Here is a 17,942-nt window from a genome sequence, read left to right as displayed (position 1 = left end):
TTAACAATCAAAATAATAACCTTGGGTAAGAGGACAGGATAATGATGAAAAAAACACTGGTGGCTGCCGTTATGGCACTGACGTTTGGCAGTGCGCTGGCACATGCTGAAGGCGAAACTTTGCGTGTCGGCGCAGATTTAAGTTATCCGCCATTCCAGTTCCGTGATGCGGCGGGCACGCCGACCGGCTTTGAAATTGATGTCACCAACGCCATCTGCAAAGAGATGAAAGTGAAATGTGACTATGTGGTCAGCAGCTTTGACGCTGAAATTCCTTCGCTGATCGCCAAAAAAGTGGATTTTATTTCGCCGCAGGGCGCGACCGAAAAACGTCGTAAAGTGATCGACTTCAGCGATTTTGTGTATCACATCCCGACCAAACTGGTGGTGCAAAAAGGCAGCCCGCTGTTGCCGACGCCGGAATCGTTGCAGGGCAAACGTATCGCGGTTCAGCAGGGGTCGATTCAGGAAATGTATGCCAATACTTTCTGGCAGCCGAAAGGGGTGGATGTGGTGGCATATGCCGATCAGGACACCATTTATCAGGATCTGGTGGCCGGTCGTTTAGACGGCGCGCTCAGCCCGGCGGTGGCGGTGACCTTTGGTTTCCTCAACAAACCGGAAGGCAAGAATTTTACCCTGACCGGCCCGGAAGTGCGCGACGACAAACTGTTCAGTATCGGTTCGTCGTACGGTCTGCGTAAAGGCGACGACCATATCAAAAAACTGCTCAATGACGGGCTGGCGAAAATCATTGCCGACGGCACCTGGGAAAAAATTAAGACGCAATACTTCGGTCCGCTGGATATATCCGTTCATCAGGAAAAGGCTAAATAATCATGAGCTTGCGCCCGCCTGTTCGTGAACATTTGTTACCGCTGATGGATGACCTGTTGCGCGAGTTTTCCGGGTTGCACCGGCTTTCCGGCTGCGATGATGCACAACGGGCGGCGCAGCACATGGTGTCTGTGTTGCAGGATCACGGACTGGATGCGCGGCTGATGCAGTGCCCGCTGTATCTCAGCGATCCCCTGGCCGGAAGATTGCGGCTGCCTGAATTCCCGCAATGGCAGTGCGACGCCAAAACCCGTTCGTTCTCGGCTCATTGCCCGCAGGGCGTGGAAGCACAGGGTTATCACGATGACGGTGCCTGTCAGCCGCGTACCGATCTTGAATGGCAACGTTGGGCGCAGGACGTAAAAGGCAAAATTGTGATTGCGGGGCAGGGCTTTGAAGATTACGTGCAACGCCTGTGCGCTGCAGGTGCTGCCGGACTTATCCATATCTGGGGGTCGGCTGAAACCGCATTGCATGAAGAAACCGTCGGGCCGGTCTGGGGGACGCCGGAACCGGATGATTTTCTGCGTTATCCGCGCTTGCCGGTGATTTCCGTTAATCATCAGGATGGTCAGCGTTTGCTGGCGCAGTGTCAGCAACACCCGCTGATGACGCTGGAAATCGCCACGGAACTGAATTTTCACGTTGCTGAATGCGGCATGCCGGTGGTGGAGATTCCCGGCAGTTCGCCGGAGTTCGTTCTCCTTTCCTCACATTATGATTCCTGGCACGAAGGCGTCACGGATAACGCGACCGGTAATGCGCTTTGTCTGGCGATGGCAATTCATATTCATCAACAACCACAAACGTTGCTGCGCGGACTGCGGATTATCTGGTGGCCCGGCCATTCCAACGCCCGTTATGGTGGCTCGGCCTGGTACGCTGACAACTACCGCCAGCAACTGAAACAGCATTGCGTGGCGCATATTAACGTCGATTCACCGGGGTGTAAGGATGCGGTGAATGTTGTGCTCAATGTCAGTGGTGCGGAATCACAGACCTTTTTAAATGCGGCGGTGAAAGCCGTGACCGGTGAACCGGCGCAGCGCATTACCCCCCTGGGCAAAGGCGGCGATCAGTCATTCTGGGGCTGCGGTCTGCCACTGCATTTTGCCTTTCGCGAAGTCCCGCTGGAAAAAAACAGTCAGTCGCCGGGCAGCGGCGGCGGCTGGTGGTGGCACACGCAGGACGACACTTACGATAAAGTGGATCTGGATATTCTCTGGCGCGATACGCAAATCCACGCGCACTGGCTGGAAGGCCTGCTGACACAACCCGCGCTGCCGCTTGATCCGCTGGCTTACCTGAACGGTTTGCAGCAATCGCTGGCAGAACTCGCCGCCACAATTTCACCTGAATTTGATCTCTTTACCGTGGCTGAAAAATTGCAACAATTACAACCTGTTTTGAGCGAACTGACCACGAACTGGCAGGCGGATCCGCAGACCTGGCAGCGGCAACTGAAACAAGCGATCGCCGGTTTGCATCGCCTGCGTTACAGCTCCGTGGATGACTTCCATTACGATCTGAGTTATCGCGGCGGTGCGTTCCCCGGTTTTCAGGAACTGGCTGCACGGCGGGAAGATACCTCGCCGGAAATGTGGCTGATGATGGCAACCCGTTTTCGCCGTCAGCGTGACCGTGCGCTGGCGCTGCTGGACAGCGTGGAGGCTATTTGTCGCTCATGACCAGCAGATACCGGCAGGGCTTGGTGCTGGGATTACTGAATGTGATGGGCAAATCAACGCCGAACGTCAGCGCATCACCCGCGGTTAACGCATATTTTTCATCACCATAATCAATCGTCAGCGACCCCTCCACCATCCATAAACGTTGTTTATAGGCCTGATGGCTCCAGCCCGGATAACTGACGCGAGCCGCCGCTGGCAGCGTAATTTCGACCAGTTCCGCGCCGCCGTTTTCCTCATGCGCCGTCACCTGACGGCGCAGATAACCGATATCCGGATCCTGCCAGACTTCCTGCTGCGCCAGCGGGCGCAAGGGTGCAGGCTGCTCGTTATCTTCTGACAGCAACTGCGCCAGCGACACGCCCAGACTGGCCGCGAGGCGGCCTAACAGACTGGCGCTCGGGCTGCTGTCCTGCCGCTCAATTTTCGAAATCATTGCCTTACTGACGCCCGAACTGCTGGCCAGTTGTTCGAGGCTTAAACCCTGAGATTTTCGCAAAGCCTGCAGGCGCGTGGCGATCAATTGGTCGATTGACATGAGGTAAGTTCCGTTGTTTACTTTTGTGGAAATAATTCTACTATAGTGGAATTTAGTGCATAACGGAAGCCACCGGGGAACGACTGATGAAAATGATTACCTGCACTGAACGCCAGCATGCTGTCGCAATTTTGGATATCTTTAATGATGCGATTCTGACATCTACGGCGCTTTATGATTATAAGCCACGCCATATCGACAGCATGACATCGTGGTTTGCCACTAAACTGACCCATAATTTTCCGGTGATCGGGCTGGAAGACGCGCAGGGGACGTTACTGGGTTTTGCCAGTTATGGCACTTTCCGCGCCTGGCCTGCGTATAAATATTCGGTCGAGCATTCGATTTATATCCATAAAGATCATCGTGGAAAAGGGTTGGGAAAAATCCTGCTGAGCGCGCTGGTGGAAGCTGCCCGTGAACGGGGTGTGCACACGCTGATTGGCGCCATTGATGCGGCTAACAGTGGCAGTATTGCCCTGCACGAAAAAAATGGATTCAGCCATACCGGCACGATTAAACAGGCGGCTTTCAAATTTGATCGCTGGCTGGATCTGGCTTTTTATCAGATGATCCTCGAAACGCCCTTAAAGCCGGTTGCAGGCTGAGGGTGCCGCGCTGAATGAGAAAGCAAGAGCCGGAGGGCGCGGGTGTTCACGGCGATTTATGCTGGCAGTTATCCAGTCGCAAACGTGAGGCATAAAATGTCAGGTAAAACAGAAGTCATCAAAGATAAGGCATGGGGAAATATTGCCTGTGTGCAGAGCCAGGATCCTCGCTGGCAAGCGGTCGTCAACTGTGATGCGAATGCGGATGGCAAATTTGTTTATGCGGTAAAAACCACCGGAATTTACTGCGCACCGTCGTGTCCGTCGCGGCAGCCTAATCCGGAAAATGTTATCTACTTTGATGATGCCGAAGCCGCAGAACAGGCAGGATTCCGTCCCTGCAAGCGTTGCCGTCAGGGGCTGATTTCACTGGCGCAGTTTCATGCTCAGCGTGTGGCTCAGGCCTGCCGGTTGCTGGAACAATCAGCCGACATGATGACGCTGAATCAGCTGGCTGCCAAAGTGGGCATCAGCGCATATCATTTTCATCGCCTGTTTAAAGCACAAACCGGCGTGACACCTAAAGAGTACCAACAGGCGCAGCGAGCACGCCGGGTACGTGAAAAACTGACAGATTCTGCGACGGTCACCGAGGCGATCCACGCGGCGGGCTATCCTTCTGATGGCCGGTTTTACGAAACCTCCGTGGCGACACTGGGTATGACGCCGCAAAATTTTCGCTCCGGCGGCCGTGATGTACGCGTCTGGTTTGCCATCGGCAAATCTTCTCTCGGCGATATACTGGTCGCCGAAAGCCAGCGGGGGATCTGCGCCATTTTGCTGGGAGATGACCCTGAAAAGCTGATTAACGAACTGCAAAACAGTTTTCCGCAGGCAGAATTACTGGGCGGTGATCCGGATTTCGAGCAGCGTATTGCCCTGGTCGTCGGCTTTGTGGAAGCGCCAGAGATGGGTCTGGATTTGCCGCTGGATATTCGCGGCACGGCTTTCCAGCAGCGTGTCTGGCAGGCATTGCGTGATATTCCGCCGGGAACAACAGCCAGCTATGCCGAGATCGCCAACAAAATTGGCTCGCCGAAATCCGTCCGCGCGGTGGCCGGGGCCTGCGCCGCGAACCTGCTGGCGGTCGCCATCCCGTGCCATCGGGTGGTGAAAACCGGTGGCAATATTTCCGGCTATCGCTGGGGGGTAGAACGAAAACGCAGTTTGCTGGCGCGGGAAGAGAAGGGCTGACTATACTGAGCAGACTTTATGATCTCATGAACTTTTTTATAACGAGGGATGCCGTGCCAGCCTGCACTTTACGGATTGCTGAACCCAAAGATATCGATGCTCTTGCTCAATTACATGTTGCCATCTGGCGTGATACTTATCGTGAGCTTGCTCCTCCGGAGGCTTTTGTGGCTCTCGATGTACCGCGTCGGCAAGCGTTCTGGCAGGATAAATTTGCACATCCTGCTGACGGTCAGGGCATTTTTATTGCGGAAACTGATGGAGCATTCGCCGGATTTTGTCTGGCTTCGGCTTCCTCAAACCCGGAATTTGGCGACATGGCAGAAATCAAATTTCTGTATGTTTCTCCGGCATTTAAACGTCGGGGAATTGGCCGACTGTTGATCGCCAAAGCCGCAAAGCATCTTTCCGCTGAAGGTTTTCGCAGCGCAGGGTTGGGTGTTGTCGAAGGAAACGAACCGGCCATTCGTTTTTACCAGGCTTTAGGTGGCCGCGAAGCCGGACGATATACCGATGCCGGGCCACTCTGGCGCTCGCCTAACATAATCTATGCGTGGCCTGATATTACCGTGCTGACTGCACTGTAAATCCCCCTGGCGGTCAAACCCCCGCCTGCGTCAGTGAATAGCGCAGGCAATATTCACCCACGCAGTGTTTCCAGCCGTTGTTTTTGCTGACCTTCCGGCGTGAAATTATCTGCGCTTAACCAGCGTTCAAACGCGGCTTTCGACGCTGGCCATTCATAGTCGAGAACGGAATACCAGCAGGTGTCACGGTTGTGGCCTTTATTGATGATGGCCTGACGGAACATACCTTCATAGTGGAAACCAAAACGCTGTGCGGCCAGTTTTGATGGCTCATTCAGGCTGTGGCATTTCCATTCGCAGCGGCGATATTTCAGCGTATCGAACAGATAGCGTTGCAGCAGATAAATTGCTTCAGTGCCAAAACGCGTGCGTTTCATCAGCGGAGACCAGTTCACCCAGCCAATTTCGGCAACGCCATTCACCGCATCAATGCGCATCAGAGAAACGCTGCCGACTGCGCGTTGTGTCTGCATATCGACAACCGCAAAGAACAGGGGATCCTCACTTCTGGCCTGTTGAGAAATAAACAGATCGCAATCAGCCTGGGTCGCAGGACGATCGACGGAGAGATATGTCCAGTCGCGATTATCATCAATGCTGTGCCAGGCCTTGAAGAGATCCTGACTATGGCGTTCAACGTTCAGAGGCTCCAGACGACACCAGAGGCCGTCAAGCTGAACATGAGAAGGTCGTTCGCGGGGTTGCCAGTCGGGAAGGGCATCACCAATGGGTTGGCCGAAGTGGTTAAGGGTGGTCATAGCGTTTCCATTTTACTCTCAATGAACTTCCATAAAATCAGAATGGAATGACGCCTGCAACCGGCGCTTTAATAAAAATCCGGAAAGCGGGCGCTTAGCCCGCTTCGTTAATACAGGCCAGTTATAAGCATCCGGCACTGCCACAGATCCTGATTTTTTCCTCAACAACTTTTTGCATCGCCAGTTTTCCAGGCACGATGTATTTGCGGGGATCATTAGCATCCGGATGTTGTGCAAAATACTCTTTTACCGCGCCGGCAAATGCGATTTTCAGCTCGGTCGCAACATTGACTTTGCAGATCCCAAGTTCTATTGCCTGACGGATCATGCTTTCAGGAATACCGGACGCACCATGCAGGACCAGCGGGACATCGACCTGCTGACGGATTTGCCCAAGGCGGCAGAAGTCCAGTTTCGGTTCGCCCTGATACAGACCATGCGCGGAGCCAATCGCAACGGCCAGCGAGTCAATGCGTGTGGATTCAACAAAGTGCCTGGCCACAACGGGATCGGTGAAAAAACTGTCGCCTTCGTCTACCACCAGATCGTCTTCCTGCCCGCCAAGACGGCCGAGTTCTGCTTCGACACTGGCATCAAAGGCATGACACAACCGTACAGTTTCACACACGTGTTGGATGTTTTCTGCCAGCGGGAAATGCGAAGCATCAATCATTACGGAGCGGATCCCCGACCGGACTTTGTTTTCGATATCGCCCTGATCTTCATGGTGGTCCAGATGCAGCGCCAGTGGAATGCGATACTTCCGCGCAGCCTCATGGCATATCGAGATCAGGTAGTCTGTACCTGCATAACTGAATGTCCCCGGCGTTCCGGCAAGGATCACCGGAGAACTCATGGCTGCCGCCGTTTCTGCCACGACTTGTACCGTCTCGAGGTTGTGAACGTTGAAAGCCGGGACGGCGTAACCTCCGCGCTGAGCTGCGAGCAGCATTTCCCTGTTTGAAATCAGATACATTTTCTTAGCCTCCCGTCATATCCAGCAAAATCTTTCCCGTCATCGGCTTGCCAGCCAGTGCCGTGACGTCTCTGACAAACTCTGTGGGACGGGCAACACTGGCGATCAGGGGGGCCAGGTTTAGCTTATTCTCAGCAAAAAGCTGTATGGCAAGTCGCCACTCACTGCCCGGCCACGGAGAGGAGTAGTTCATCCAACTGCCGAGCAAGGTCAGCTCTTTGCGCAGGATATGGCCGAAAGTAGTGACGTCTAAAGTCAGGTCTTTGTGTAAGGTGCCGACCAGCGCGATTTGCGCTTTGGGGCCTGCGATATTGAGAGACAAGGCCACGGTTTGCGCTGTGCCTGCTGTTTCAATAATCAGCTGATTAAAGCGCCGTTCATGAGTTTGCTGGCGGATTTCATCGGCGTTGCATATTGCGCTGTTATAAACGTGGCTGGCACCTGTTTCCTGCGCCAGGGAAAGGCGCTGCGGATTGATATCGATCGCTGTCACCGATTTAGCCCCCAGGGCGCTGGCTGCCTGAATAAGCAACTGCCCGATGGTGCCAGCTCCAATAACTATCACTTCTTTACCCTCACAGCCTCCTGCCAGCTTCAGGGCATGCAAGCCAACGGTGAGCGGTTCCAAAAAAGCGCCTTGCAGAAGTGAAAAATTCTCCGGCAATTTAAATAAGTTTTTACGCGAAACCACAATGAATTCAGCATGGCCGCCACTCCGTCGGGAGCCAATAAATTGATAATGCTTACATTGGGAATACGCTGTTTTGCGGCACTCTTCGCACTGAAAGCATGGCAATAAAGGTACGCAGGCCACGGCATCCCCCTCATATAAATCGCTGACTTCTTCTCCGGTGCTAACGACGTGACCACTGAATTCGTGGCCTAATGTGATGGGATAAAAATGTGAACTGCTGGCGAAAATTCGCGGGATATCGGATCCGCAAAGCCCGGAGTAGGCAATGCGAACCAGAACCTCATCGGATGCACTCAGCGTAGGAGCAGGTTGCTCTTCAATAGTTATCCTGCTGTCAGCATGCACAACGACTGATTTCATAGTCAGATTCCTTAAGCGGGGGATTTCCCCCCGCCGCGATGAAAGTTAAGAGTTAGCCAGTGAAGCGGCTGCCCGGCACTGAACGAGATCCACATGTATGCCATGCGCCTCACACAATTCTTTGATTTCCTCCGCTGCCAGCGTAGAGGTGGCAACGGCTCCGCCACAGGCGACTATAATTTTTCGCTTCACGGTAAGGCTCCTTAACAGATTGTTTTAAATATTATTTTTCTAGGTAAGACGTCGGGTTTATTGCTGAGAACATTTTCAGGTACAAACGGCGGATCGTTTCTCAGGTGCCGGGATAAAAATGTGCCGTTCAAAAAGCGCGGATAACTGTTCTTCAGGCGCTGTCAGTAAGCTTTCGAAAAAAACAGGATCCTGTAGCTGGCTGAATAACTGACGTAACAACATCAGCTGTTCGGAAGGATGAGTGACAATCAGGGCAATAATGAGTGTCGCGGGAATCGTTCCCTCATCATCAGCCTGAAAGAATTCCACCGCTGTATCTGGCCTGATCAGATAAATGGCCGGGCTGCGGGCATGGGTGGCTTCGCAATGAGGAATGGCGACGGCGTGGTGTTCAAGCTGAATGCCGGTGGGATATTCAGCCTCGCGATTGACCAGCGCCTGCGGATACGTCGATTCCACCACGCCCTCCTGCACCATGCGCTCACCGATATGCATGAGTGCTTCGTGATAATCCGCAAAGCTGATACCTGTTTTGACGAAGATTTCGCAATTATGCATGGCAGGCTCCTTCGCATATCGTTTGCAACGGCGTGCAGCCGAAGTGATATGCGCGTAAAACGTCCTGAATTTTATCGATGATAAGTTCATGCGGATCGCTGGCGAGTTCGCCGTTCATCACCCGTTCAAACTGAGCAGGAAGATATTGGCTCAGCAGACCAAGCGGGATATCTGTTGAACGCAGGTTGGCCATTAAAACGTCCATCGCCCGGTTGATGCGTGTATGAGGCCAGTAGTAGCGAATTCGATCGGATAAGCTGAAATGCAGATCGATAAGCGAAAGGCTGAATGTTGGGTTGTAATACTTTTTCCAGTAACCGGGTTCATCCAGCATGACGCCATCAATGACCGTCAGGATCTGGCTACGGCATTCGGGCGCAATCAAGACCTGTTCAATGTTGGCCAGGGCAAAGACGGCTTCCCGCAAAGCGAAAGTCAGCGCGGGACCCACTTTCAGGATAGCGAAGTGATCTTTCACCAGGTTGCGGTAGGAATCACGGGTCTGGTAATCGGTGGAATGTGCCTCATAAACCAGTGGTGTAGCCGCAATATAAGCTGACAGATCCTGAGCAAGATCAGACTGATAGTGAATCACGCGGCTGTGATCGAATTCAACGCCGGGCTGAACCACGATGGCGACGATCCGATCTATGGCATCATTGAGCCCGAGTTCACGAAATGCCTGATGGTGCATATCCAGAGTCGCTTTTGCATCTTTGGCTTCAGTGACATGAACGTGCTGAATCGCCGATGACTCACCGCCTGGAACCGGAACTTCAGTACCGATGACATAGGTCAGCAACGCTTTCTGCTGTGCAGTTGCCACTTCTTCTGCGACCTGACATAAACGCGCCGCGCGCTGCGCCACGACGAAAGGATCCAGAGGAACAGGATCGTCTGCACAGGACATGGATGCATCCAGATGAATTTTGCTGAATCCGGCTTCGACATAACGCGCGATAAGCTCTTGTGCTTTTGCCATCGCTGTTTCGGCGTTTTCGTGCTGCCAGCAGTTTGGCCCCAGATGATCGCCCCCTAAGATCAGACGTTGTAATGGGAATCCGATTTTCTCGGCAATGGCGAGAACGAAATCCCGAAAATCAATTGGCAGCATGCCGGTATAGCCGCCAAACTGATTTACCTGGTTGGAGGTTGCCTCGATGAGCACTTTTCGGCCAGTGTGCAAGTCTTCCCGTAATGCAGCTTCAATCACCAGCGGGTGCGCAGAGCATACTGAGCAGATCCCGATCCTTTCGCCTGTCTTGTGTTTAGCAATAATGTCTTTCATTTTATGCCTCCGTTTATTTCCGAAGAGGATCATACCTTTCCGAAAGGCAAACAATAGCGTTTTCTGCATTATGTGATGGTGATCGAAATGTTTCGTAAGTTTATTGCATTCGTTTTCTTTCGTTTCAGGGGCGTCTCGGGGATTGAAAAGATAACGTCTGAGAATGCAGCAAAGGCACATGCGGAGTTGCTATGCTTCACAGCGCAGGGAATTTTTACTCCTCATTAAGGTGCCTTTTGTTTACACTGTGAGGAATATGACCTTTCGGATTACTCATAATGAATACTTATGAACGTCGCAATAAAATCATTGATTTAGTGAATGAAAATGGCAGTGTTCTGGTCACTGACCTTTCGACTGCTTTCGAAGTTTCAGAGGTGACAATTCGGTCAGACTTGAGTTTGCTGGAACAAAAAGGTGCGCTCAGTCGTTTTCACGGAGGGGCGGCAAAGTGGATCGCAAAGGAAACGCCTGGTCACGAAAAACCACTGGATGAAATGGTTCTGGAAGAACGTTATCTTCACGCCAGCGACCCGAAAAAACGCATTGCTCAGACCGCCGCAGGGTTGGTTAAACCGGGGGATACCGTGATCCTCGACAGTGGCAGCACGACCATGCTGCTGGCTGAGGAGTTAGTGAAAGCGGGTGATATCACTGTCATTACTAACAACTTACCGGCTGCGTTTGTATTATCAGAAAACCCGGATATCACTCTGGTCGTTTGCGGCGGAACACTACGCCACAAAACGCGTTCGCTACATGGCAACATCACGGAATATGCGTTGCAGGGCATCGTCGCTAACCTCATGTTTGTCGGCGCTGATGGCCTCGACGCGGCCACAGGGATCACCACATTTAATGAAGGCTATAGTATCAGCGGTATTATGGCTGATGCCGCTCAGCGTGTTGTCGTGGTGACTGATTCGACTAAATTTGGCCGACGCGGATATAACCTGGTGCTGCCTATGGAAAAAATCGACACCATCATTACTGACTCCGCTATCAGCGATGATGTGCAACAGGCGCTCCAACAAACATCGACAGAGATTATTGTCGTTTAATCTTTATCCGGTTTCTGGCTTCAACCTGTGCCGACTTTATGGCCGATGATGATTAAAAGATACTGGCATAACAGAGGGTTGCGCAGACGCGCAAGAAAATTTTTATCTGTTTCAGTAACAGCTATTGATAAGTGGAAGCGGTATTCAAAAAAGGCCGCAGAGCAAGATCCCTGCGGCGACGGAAAAGCAATCAGGATTTTTTGTTATAAACTTCAAAGGTGAAGTATTTCTTTTCCAGCGTCTGATAAGTGCCGTTTTTGTGTATTTCTGCCAGTGCATTATTGATCACTGTCAGATGTGCCTGATCATCCTTACGCAGTCCGATGGCCGTGCCCTCACCCAAATAACGGGTGTCGTTTAATGGCTCCCCGGCGAAGGCATAACCCGTGCCTTCCGGGGTTTTCAGGAAGCCCGTTTCTGCGGCGGCGGCATTGGTCAGCGTCACGTCTATGCGACCTGATGCCAGATCCTGGTTCACGAAATCCTGATTCTGATAGGAAACCACATCCACGCCTTTTTTCTGCCATTCGCCCTGGGCGTAGGCTTCCTGCGTAGTGCCCTGAGCAACACCCACCGTTTTTCCTTTCAGTGAATCGGCTGTGGGTTGCAGGCCGCTCCCTTTCTTCGCGATCAGCACACTTGGCACGTGGTAAAGCATGTCGGAGAAAGTGACCTGCGTTTTACGTTTTGGTGTCATGGACATTGCAGAAAGTACCGCATCAAACTTTTTAGCATTCAGCGCCGGGATAATGCCGTCATAGGCGGTTTCGACCCACTCACATTTCACTTTTGCCTGCTGACAAATGGCGTTACCTAAATCGATATCAAAACCGACCAGCTTGCCATCTGGCGCTTTTGATTCAAAAGGTGGAAATGACGGATCCACACCGAAACGCAATGTCGTCTCCGCATGTGCCAGCCCGCTGGTGGCCGATAATGCCGCGATGATCAGCAAGGGGATTTTATTCACAATTGTTCTCCGGTGATACTCAACAATAAACCCCCGTCTGGCTTTGGCGAGGGTAAAACAGGGTTCTCTGTTTTGAATATGACGACCGTGCCCGTTGTGGTCAAGCGGCAAACTTATGTTCAAAACGGGCAGTGGCGTGATATAGGGATGATTGGTTTTTGGGGAGAACAAGTAAGGGGTTTTTTGGGGTATATAGCAGGGTAATTTCTGTTTTTCATATTAGAAACAACAGGATAAATTTTCCGATGTCTGAGGCTAACCGGCAAAAAAATCGCCTTTACCCACAGGGATAAAGGCGATTTAAGCTTTAACTTTGACTTAATATGACATTGTCAAAGGCTGTTCATTGAAGATTACTTAGTTTTATCGATGGAGAATTTTATTGAAAGGGCTTTGTTATCAAATGACAATTTTTTAAGATCGGGGATCTGTTCGCCTGACTTCACATCAATATAAGACCCACGATAGTCACGTTCAGAATATATGCGGGCGTTATAACCCTCAGCAACCTTTATTGAGGACATCTTACTACCGAAATTAGGCATATATTCCCAATATTCATAACCCCCATCGAGCAATGGAGTATCACCCATAATGTTTATCGATTGGCCATTATAATAACCGTCATAAGCAATCGCTTTAACGACCTGAACAGATGATGCTGCTTTGTTCATGTCGATGCCTGACTGGGTCATATCATAGAGAGGTTTAGATTTAAAATATATATATGAGTAACTACTTCCTTTGAAATGACAGTCTGTGAATAAATATATCCCCAACGAACTTTTTGGCACCTTTACGGACGACACTTCGTCATTGGCTTCAAAACCGTTTTTCATCTTCACATCGGCTAAGCAATCGATGTCCCCGGTGATATCCAGGCTATCACCAGTAGCATTACCGTTCTGGAACAATGTGGCTTTAAGACCGTGCACCTGTTCTGGCTCTGGTTCTGGCTCTGGCTGCGGTTGTGGATCAAAACTGGTGACCACCATTTGGGCCACAACTGCCGGATTAGGTGACACACGCTGAATGACAATGGTTTCACCGATAGAAATGTCTTTTTCATCCGACTTAACGTGTGAAATAGCGCCATCTACAGTCTCGGTACTGTAATCACATTTGCCATTATCGCAGTTGAAAATATAGTTGCCTCTCTTGCTATCATCAACGATTTTAGCAACATAAGAAGAACCATCTGCGCTGTGAAGTTTCGCGTTATCAAAATCAACGAAAATATACGGCACGTTATTGATTTTCGACACGGTCATCGACTTCACGCTGCCATCAGTGATCACTGGGCTAATACCATCAAGCATATCCTGGGTGACCGTAATCTGACCGAGAACAGCCTGATTCGGATACTCACGTTTAACCGAAATGACAGACCCTACTGCCAGGCGGCTTTCAACATTCCCGGTACGGAATGAAGCTTCTTTACCTAAACTTTTCTTGTTGCTGTAGTAATAGTGAGTGCCTTCTGTGCCGAAAAGATATTTCCCGTCAACATAGGCTGTATATGCCGTGCCACTCGTAATTTTGCTGGAATCGAGATTCATGTAAACACGAGTCTGACCATCATCCACACTGACCAGAATAGCTTTCAGATCGGTCTTATCGATAACCGGATCTTCATCTGGTACTGGCACATCGGAATCATCCGGCAGTGGCGTGTTTTTCACTTCTTTAACGATATTACCCAGTTCGTGTTCCGGAGTATCGCCACTGATATCCCACAGGATCGCACCACCGAAGCCCTGATCGAGAATGTAATCCACTTTTTCGCCAATAGATTGCGGATCGTCATAGGTCAGGAATTCTTGCTTGGTTTTGCTGTAGAGATACGGAACGTGCGACTCTGAGTCCCAATAGCGCGTATATTCGCCGCTGTTCAGTTTTTGTTTCAGCACATACCACGGGTTGGTGCCGGTGAAGTCTTTAGCATCATCCCATGCACCTTTCACCGTTGCCGCACCGGTGTTAAACATGCCCGGTAAACCAGGAATCAGCTCGGTTCCAGGGACATAACCCCAGCCACGACCATAATAAGGGATCCCCATCATCAGCTTGGTTTTTGGCACTTGCCAGGTGTTGACGTAAGCATTCATGGTGTCGGCCACGTTCAGGTCTTTATCTTCATCATGGCTGTTTTCATACAGCGGCGCGTTATGGCCGGTTAATGGTTCGAATGCACCGTGGATGTCATACGCCATCACGTTCACGCTATCGAGCAACGGTGCCGTCACGGCCGGGTTGATGAACTGAATATTGTTGTGGTTAGTGGTGACCGCCGCAGAAAGTTGATAGTACTTATCATCTTTTTTGCCCTGGGTATCCAGTTTGGTACGCAGTGACTGGAGCAGTTTAGTGAACTGATTTTTCTCCGTGTCGTTGTCCGGGTATTCCCAGTCAATATCCAGACCGTCGAAATGCCACTGTGCCATGTAGCTGACCATGCTGTTGGCCAGCTTCTCAATACCTGCATCCGTGGCGGTTGCCGCTTCGAAGACACCCTCCTGGGAATTATTCCAGCCACCGACAGAAATCATATGCGCGACATTCGCGGCATCAGTACGCTGCTCAAGGTCTTTCATCAGACCCGGAGCTTTGTCGGTGTCATGCATGGTCACCACACCGTTTTTCACCACCGCAAAACCATAGTTAAGGTGGGTCAGGCCAGAGTAGTCCACTTTATCCGGGGTAAAGAAGTTATGTGCTTCATACACGCCCCATTCCGGGAAGTAACCAATGACTTTACGCTGTGTAGCCACTTTGGCTTTTTCACGGTTCTGCAGGTCGATAGCGTCCTGACCGGTATACGGTGTGAACTGGAAAGTTGCATAAGGTTTGATGTTGATTGCATCGCCAGATACCCATACCGGATCGGTTCCCGGGCTAATACCCTGGTCAACCCACCATTGTGCAGTCCAGTAGTATCCCAGGAAGCGAACGGTATCGCCGCCTTTATAGGTGCGGTTTGGATCGTAATCCTCAGAAATAATAGCCAGTTCCTGTTTTGGCGCGACTTGTGCTAAGACAGTACCTGGGAAGTTGTTTTGCGATGCGTTGGTATACGCAGTCCAGGTGTGACCACCATCTTTGGTGATCATCATTGAGTAATCGAGGCCGGAGAAGGTGTTAGTCTGATCGCTTGCCGTCACAGTGGCAGCAGACGAAATTATTGGGAATCCAATAGCAGAAAACAGGATTGCTTTAGTTAATTTATTTAAGCGCATAGGTGACTTCCTAATTTGTCTATAAACTCGTTTATTAACAAGGATACAAGAAATACGCGCCTTTATATCATTTGCATTATTTGCATAGTATTTAATTATATATTAAGAATGAGTAAATTAAACTTACCCTTAACCATGTGTATTTAAATAATAAAGGTATTCGCATCATTTAAATAAATGTTTTAGCTTCCAATTATAAATAAATGTAATTATTGGGGAGAGGGATTGGAGCTGAACTCACGATCAGCCTCTCGCCATCCCACCAACTGACTCTCTCAAGACCTTGGTTTGGGAAACGTTGGGTCAAAGCGGGGGAGGTTTTGGGTTCATCCGGTCATAAATTGTGGATCTGGAAAGACCCATTTTGAGCGCGACAGCGGGTAAGCGGAGAACCTTAACATTAGATGATGTCATGGCTTATTCTCCTGAATCATATTGGTTTGGATGCAGGAAGATTAGGGATGTGGTGGTTTTTAAAAATATTTGTGCCTTCTCATCTTTTTATTGAAAGTCGCAAGTACTTAATTTTTTATTTTAATGAAAATTAATTTCAAAGGAACTTACGGTTTTTTGATTAAAAGCTTCGACAATATACGTGGGATCATACCAGATTGGGTACAAAATACGCCATGGGAATCAGTGAGGTCCATGTTGGACTATGAAAATACTGATATTCAGCTTTTATCAGAACAGCTCACTGATGAATTCATCTCAACGGCCCCTTTTTTCAGCGTGTAACTTTCATTCACTCCTGCTTGTCCAGCTATTGCCGGGTTTCCGTAAAAAATTGAATTCAATTTTTGTTTGTATACCTAAACGTATACCTAATCTTTAATTTTTAAGCTTGTTCCATGGCATTTTGGAAAGCAAAACCGCCATTCCGCACCAACCACTTACACCAGCAAAAAGCAGGCCTGCACCGACGAATCCCGACAATAGAAAGAAGCTTTCATCTATTGCGTATCCCATCAATATTCCTGCGAGGATAAGTATTCCAGCTACAATCTGAACTTGCCTCATGATTGGAAGAGGATACTTCTTGTCTTCAATCGTCGGAAGATTTGCACTTTTCCAGGCATTAATGCCGCCAGACAACAATAAAACCGTTGCCGGGTCTGCTGTTCTGACCAGTGCATCTTCATTTTGAGCTGTGCGTGAACCCGCCAAACAGTGAAAAATAACAGGATGATTTACAGGCAGGTCCTTGATTTTTTTCCCCAACAAAATATCTGATAGTGGAAAAGAGATAGCTCCAGGAACGTGCTCGCGGAGAAATTCAGCAGGCTCCCGAATGTCGATCAGAGTGCTGCCATTTTTCATGAGTTCATGTGCTTCTGCAGGACTTACAGTTCTTGTGCTCATTTCAAATCCTCAGGGCAGTAAATGTCCTTTAACGTTGCGATAACTTTTCTAATCGATTCATTTTTAATGAAATAATTTCTTCGTTGCTCATCTATGGAACATTCAATCAAATCCTCTTCCTTCATTCTCGCCAGGTGCTGCGATGTGGCTGAAGGACTTAATCCAGTCAGTTTACTTAGATTACCTGCTGAAGTTCCTGGTGAGTCAATGAGAGTACAAAGGATCAATAGTCGGTTAACGTTACTCATGGACTTGAGAAGCCTGGTCGCCTGAGCCGCACTATCTTGCAAAAATTCAAGGTCGGTATTTTTCATATTTTATTTTAGGTTTATCTAATTTAAGTAAAGTCTAAATCAAATGCAGGCATAGAGCAAAAAAATATTTATGAATAAAATGCTCAAACTGTCCACTACATGTTTGCTTTATTTTTCAAATGGTTAAATGGTGATGAGATTGCCCTAACTGGTCACTTACAATGAACCGTTGGCCAAAAAATGCAAAATTCCGGTTTGAACCGATTATTGAGGTGCTTCTCACGATGTTTTTGGCTGCTCTGATTCTGATATAGGAGGCTGAGTGTTTAGTTTATTTCACTCTAATGGCTTACGTTGAATAAGGCATATCATTAGCAAGTCTTTATTGGTATCTAATGAAAGGAGTCGGATGATGGTATTTGAAGAAAAGAAGAAAAAGGCAATAGACCTGATGGAAAATAAGAAGATGTGGCGGAGCAATTATGCGCCCCCCATCTTGCGCTTGTTTTGGAAAATGGGGAGTAAAATGCCACCGCCTCCGTTTGCCCCTCTCTGGCTTAATGAAGTGGTCAACAAAAACTGGCCACAGTTTTAGAGTTTTTCCAGAACAATCGCTCTGACTCATTGGGTGTTAAGCCACCGTTATATTGGTGGGGTCTGAGCTGGCTGTAATAACCAATGATGTAATTTGTTATTGATCTATTTGCTTCGCTAAAATTAGCGTATCCACAGTTCGGTACCCATTCTGATTTCAGGCTGCGAAAAAATCGTTCCATTGGGCT

18 protein-coding genes and 2 pseudogenes are annotated in these 17,942 nt (G+C 49.6%); 7 read left to right on the top strand and 13 right to left on the bottom strand.

Annotation, left to right across the window (positions count from 1 at the left end):
* Nucleotides 1-41: 41 nt before the first annotated feature.
* Both AACU55_RS03340 and AACU55_RS03335 read left to right on the top strand, forming a co-directional pair.
* Nucleotides 42-836 carry a transporter substrate-binding domain-containing protein gene (locus tag AACU55_RS03340; protein WP_134706652.1) on the top strand — a complete coding sequence of 265 codons (795 nt, stop codon included), beginning with the start codon at nucleotides 42-44 and terminating at the stop codon, nucleotides 834-836.
* A gap of 2 nt (nucleotides 837-838) precedes the next feature.
* Nucleotides 839-2,524: a M28 family peptidase gene (locus AACU55_RS03335; RefSeq protein ID WP_134706651.1), complete on the top strand. Its 1,686-nt coding sequence runs from the start codon at nucleotides 839-841 to the stop codon at nucleotides 2,522-2,524.
* Here the strand turns inward: AACU55_RS03335 and AACU55_RS03330 are convergent.
* Nucleotides 2,508-3,062 (bottom strand): helix-turn-helix domain-containing protein, encoded by a 555-nt coding sequence (locus tag AACU55_RS03330; protein ID WP_134706650.1) that lies wholly within the window; start codon nucleotides 3,060-3,062, stop codon nucleotides 2,508-2,510. The two genes, AACU55_RS03335 and AACU55_RS03330, sit on opposite strands and share 17 nt — an antisense overlap.
* A gap of 86 nt (nucleotides 3,063-3,148) precedes the next feature.
* Between AACU55_RS03330 and AACU55_RS03325 the strand changes: the two genes are divergently transcribed.
* The 3 genes from AACU55_RS03325 to AACU55_RS03315 all read left to right on the top strand — a co-directional run bounded on the left by AACU55_RS03325 (nucleotide 3,149) and on the right by AACU55_RS03315 (nucleotide 5,451).
* Nucleotides 3,149-3,670, top strand: a complete 522-nt coding sequence (locus tag AACU55_RS03325; RefSeq protein WP_037036720.1) for a GNAT family N-acetyltransferase — start codon at nucleotides 3,149-3,151, stop codon at nucleotides 3,668-3,670.
* A gap of 96 nt (nucleotides 3,671-3,766) precedes the next feature.
* Nucleotides 3,767-4,864 (top strand): bifunctional DNA-binding transcriptional regulator/O6-methylguanine-DNA methyltransferase Ada, encoded by a 1,098-nt coding sequence (gene ada / locus AACU55_RS03320; protein WP_134706649.1) that lies wholly within the window; start codon nucleotides 3,767-3,769, stop codon nucleotides 4,862-4,864.
* Nucleotides 4,865-4,917: 53 nt separating this feature from the next.
* Nucleotides 4,918-5,451, top strand: a complete 534-nt coding sequence (locus AACU55_RS03315; protein ID WP_013576753.1) for a GNAT family N-acetyltransferase — start codon at nucleotides 4,918-4,920, stop codon at nucleotides 5,449-5,451.
* A gap of 53 nt (nucleotides 5,452-5,504) precedes the next feature.
* Here AACU55_RS03315 and AACU55_RS03310 read toward each other — a convergent pair whose 3' ends face one another.
* From AACU55_RS03310 to gatZ, 6 genes and pseudogenes are all read right to left on the bottom strand, one after another.
* Nucleotides 5,505-6,209, bottom strand: a complete 705-nt coding sequence (locus AACU55_RS03310; RefSeq protein ID WP_134706648.1) for a GNAT family N-acetyltransferase — start codon at nucleotides 6,207-6,209, stop codon at nucleotides 5,505-5,507.
* Nucleotides 6,210-6,330: 121 nt separating this feature from the next.
* The gene (locus AACU55_RS03305) at nucleotides 6,331-7,185 is read right to left on the bottom strand and encodes a tagatose bisphosphate family class II aldolase (protein ID WP_037036724.1); all 855 of its coding nucleotides are present in this window, start codon (nucleotides 7,183-7,185) and stop codon (nucleotides 6,331-6,333) included.
* 4 nt (nucleotides 7,186-7,189) lie between these two features.
* Nucleotides 7,190-8,239 carry an alcohol dehydrogenase catalytic domain-containing protein gene (locus AACU55_RS03300; RefSeq protein ID WP_134706647.1) on the bottom strand — a complete coding sequence of 350 codons (1,050 nt, stop codon included), beginning with the start codon at nucleotides 8,237-8,239 and terminating at the stop codon, nucleotides 7,190-7,192.
* A 72-nt stretch (nucleotides 8,240-8,311) separates the two neighbouring features.
* A pseudogene (locus AACU55_RS03295) lies at nucleotides 8,312-8,431 on the bottom strand (PTS galactitol transporter subunit IIB); the annotation flags it as partial.
* Nucleotides 8,432-8,506: 75 nt separating this feature from the next.
* Nucleotides 8,507-8,989: a PTS galactitol transporter subunit IIA gene (gatA, locus tag AACU55_RS03290; protein ID WP_013576747.1), complete on the bottom strand. Its 483-nt coding sequence runs from the start codon at nucleotides 8,987-8,989 to the stop codon at nucleotides 8,507-8,509.
* Nucleotides 8,982-10,277, bottom strand: coding sequence for a tagatose-bisphosphate aldolase subunit GatZ (gene gatZ / locus AACU55_RS03285; protein WP_037036731.1), 1,296 nt, complete (start codon nucleotides 10,275-10,277; stop codon nucleotides 8,982-8,984). The genes gatA and gatZ overlap by 8 nt, the downstream gene beginning before the upstream one ends.
* A gap of 278 nt (nucleotides 10,278-10,555) precedes the next feature.
* Between gatZ and AACU55_RS03280 the strand changes: the two genes are divergently transcribed.
* On the top strand, nucleotides 10,556-11,338 hold the full coding sequence (locus tag AACU55_RS03280; protein WP_013576745.1) for a DeoR/GlpR family DNA-binding transcription regulator: 783 nt from the start codon (nucleotides 10,556-10,558) through the stop codon (nucleotides 11,336-11,338).
* Between the two features lie 190 nt (nucleotides 11,339-11,528).
* Here AACU55_RS03280 and AACU55_RS03275 read toward each other — a convergent pair whose 3' ends face one another.
* The 5 genes from AACU55_RS03275 to AACU55_RS03255 all read right to left on the bottom strand — a co-directional run bounded on the left by AACU55_RS03275 (nucleotide 11,529) and on the right by AACU55_RS03255 (nucleotide 17,220).
* Complete coding sequence (locus AACU55_RS03275) at nucleotides 11,529-12,308, bottom strand: ABC transporter substrate-binding protein (protein WP_037036734.1); 780 nt, start codon at nucleotides 12,306-12,308, stop codon at nucleotides 11,529-11,531.
* A 353-nt stretch (nucleotides 12,309-12,661) separates the two neighbouring features.
* Nucleotides 12,662-15,544, bottom strand: coding sequence for a glycosyl hydrolase family 18 protein (locus AACU55_RS03270; RefSeq protein ID WP_134706645.1), 2,883 nt, complete (start codon nucleotides 15,542-15,544; stop codon nucleotides 12,662-12,664).
* A gap of 303 nt (nucleotides 15,545-15,847) precedes the next feature.
* Nucleotides 15,848-15,907: a hypothetical protein gene (locus AACU55_RS25710; protein WP_371687427.1), complete on the bottom strand. Its 60-nt coding sequence runs from the start codon at nucleotides 15,905-15,907 to the stop codon at nucleotides 15,848-15,850.
* Between the two features lie 468 nt (nucleotides 15,908-16,375).
* Nucleotides 16,376-16,906: a rhodanese family protein gene (locus tag AACU55_RS03260; protein WP_134706644.1), complete on the bottom strand. Its 531-nt coding sequence runs from the start codon at nucleotides 16,904-16,906 to the stop codon at nucleotides 16,376-16,378.
* Nucleotides 16,903-17,220, bottom strand: a complete 318-nt coding sequence (locus AACU55_RS03255; RefSeq protein WP_015690325.1) for an ArsR/SmtB family transcription factor — start codon at nucleotides 17,218-17,220, stop codon at nucleotides 16,903-16,905. The genes AACU55_RS03260 and AACU55_RS03255 overlap by 4 nt, the downstream gene beginning before the upstream one ends.
* 352 nt (nucleotides 17,221-17,572) lie before the next feature.
* On the opposite strand from AACU55_RS03255, the pseudogene AACU55_RS03250 reads away from it, so the two are divergent.
* A pseudogene (locus AACU55_RS03250) lies at nucleotides 17,573-17,716 on the top strand (DUF6404 family protein); the annotation flags it as partial.
* Between the two features lie 13 nt (nucleotides 17,717-17,729).
* Here AACU55_RS03250 and AACU55_RS03245 read toward each other — a convergent pair.
* A partial coding sequence (locus AACU55_RS03245; RefSeq protein ID WP_167686162.1) for an IS3 family transposase occupies nucleotides 17,730-17,942 on the bottom strand: 213 nt, incomplete at its 5' end.

Source organism: Rahnella sp. CJA17(1/100), assembly GCF_963881615.1.
GTDB lineage: Bacteria > Pseudomonadota > Gammaproteobacteria > Enterobacterales > Enterobacteriaceae > Rahnella > Rahnella aceris.
This window is presented reverse-complemented; position numbering and strand designations above follow the sequence as displayed.